Origin of the sequence: Streptomyces sp. ACA25, from assembly GCF_028200735.1 — a bacterium.
GTDB lineage: Bacteria > Actinomycetota > Actinomycetes > Streptomycetales > Streptomycetaceae > Streptomyces.
On record NZ_JAQKPV010000059.1, the window covers coordinates 1 to 1507 of the forward strand.

Here is a 1507-nt window from a genome sequence, read left to right on the forward strand (position 1 = left end):
CCGCCCCCACGCTGCGCCCGGGGCAGGCCGAGGCCGAGACGTTCCTCCGGGCCGTGGCGGACCTGTACGTCCGCGGTGTCGTCGTGGACTGGGCGGGGTCGCTCCCCGGCCCAGGTACCCATCTGCCCACCTACGCCTTCCAGCACGAGCGGTACTGGGTTCTGCCACGCCCCGCGGCCGGTGACCTCACCGCTGCCGGGATCGCAGGAGCCGATCACCCTCTTCTCGGCGCGGCTGTACCTCTCGCCGACGGAACCGGGCACCTGTTCACCGCACGCCTGACGCCCACAGCACACCCCTGGCTGGCCGAGCACGTCGTCCACGATCAGATCGTCCTGCCGGGCACCGCGCTGGTCGAACTGGCGCTGCGTGCGGGAGCCGAGGCCGGTGCCACCCGCCTGGATGAACTGACCATCGAGACCCCATTGATCCTGCCCGCCACCCTCCAGGTCGTGGTGGGCCCGGCAGACCCCGACGGCAGCCGTCCGGTGCGCGTGTACGGCCGGCAGAGCGACGCACAGGACTGGACCCGTCATGCCGAAGGGCTGTTCAGCGCGACTCCGGCCTCGCATCCCGCGCCATTGACAGTGTGGCCGCCGGCCGGCGCCGAGCCGCTCGATGTCGCAGACCTCTACCCGGAACTGAACGCCGTGGGCCTGGCCTACGGCCCGGTCTTTCAGAGCCTGCACGCGGCCTGGCGTACGCCCGAAGGGTTGTGCGTCGAGGTCGCGCTGCCCGGGAACGCCGACACCGCCGGGTTCGGGCTGCATCCGGCACTGCTCGACTCGGCCCTGCACGGCCTCGGTCTCGGTGGTGTCCTCGATGACGCAACAGGCACGGCCACCGCACGCCTTCCTTTCTCCTGGGCAGGAGTGTCACTGCATGCCGCGGGAGCCGACCGGCTGCGCGTCCGTCTGACCGCTGTCGGCCCCGACACCGTGGCGCTGCTGGCAGCAGATCCGACGGGTGCTCCCGTCGCCTCGGTCGATGCGCTCACTCTGCGACCGGTCGACGCGGGCCGACTCCGGTCCTCCGTGGCCGCCGACGCGCTGTTCGGCGTCACCTGGACCCCGTTGCCCCTGGACGAGGCCGCTGCCGGCCCCGCCCTGCCCGTGCGGGACTGGTCGGAGCGCGAAGCAGACGGCACTGTCGCCGTGTGGCTGCACGACGGCGAACTGCACGAAACAACCCACCGCGCGTTGCGGTATCTCCAGGAGTACCTGGCGGAAGACCCCGCCGCCGACCGGCGGCTTGTGCTCGTGACCACCGGCGCCGTGGTCTGCCTCCCGGGTGACAGGATCACCGCGCCCGCCGCTGCGGCGGCTTGGGGGCTGGTGCGGTCCGCACAGTCGGAGCACCCCGACCGGATCGTCCTCGTGGACATCGATCACCCCGACTCCCTGGCCGCGCTGCCGGCCGCCCTCGCGCTCGACGAGCCGCAACTCGCCCTGCGTGCATCCCTCCCCCATGCGCCGCGGCTCTCCCGGCCGACGCCTGTCCTGTCGCC

The 1507-nt window shown here is 72.6% G+C and carries 1 protein-coding gene; it reads left to right on the plus strand.

Translation table 11 applies throughout. The annotated features are described in order from the left end of the window. Positions 1-1507, plus strand: a 1507-nt coding sequence (locus PJ985_RS23140) for a polyketide synthase dehydratase domain-containing protein (RefSeq protein WP_271685844.1), incomplete at both ends; no start/stop codon positions are given.